A 362-nucleotide genomic window follows, 5' to 3' on the forward strand; every position below is an offset into this window, starting at 1 on the left:
GTGATTGACTTGTCGAGGTTGAAGGCGATCACCGAGACGTCCAGCGGAATTTCCTGCGGGCCGACGCGGGTGACCGGCCATGGATCCGTGGTGTGCGAACCGGCAGGCAGCGTTCCGGGGGCGCCGGTCCAGCGGACGCTGATCTTGTCGCCGACCAGCATGCCGTCATAGTCGATCACCGCGGTCAGTGTGTTCTGGGCATTGAGCGGGTCGAGACTGGTGTCATTGGGGGCTTCCTTGATCTTCGGCGCTTTCAGATCCAGCGCCACGCCGACACTGAACTTCAACGTATCCGAATAACTCGTCCCGCCCGCCGCGCGTTTGATCTCGTACTTGACCTCGACCGTGCCGCCTTCATTGCC

1 pseudogene is annotated in these 362 nt (G+C 62.2%); it reads right to left on the reverse strand.

Features of this window, described 5'->3' with window-relative positions:
- Positions 1 to 362 (reverse strand): annotated as a pseudogene (locus M9827_RS27640) (hypothetical protein); the annotation flags it as partial.

Origin of the sequence: Pseudomonas sp. AKS31, from assembly GCF_023634765.1 — a bacterium.
Lineage (GTDB): Bacteria > Pseudomonadota > Gammaproteobacteria > Pseudomonadales > Pseudomonadaceae > Aquipseudomonas.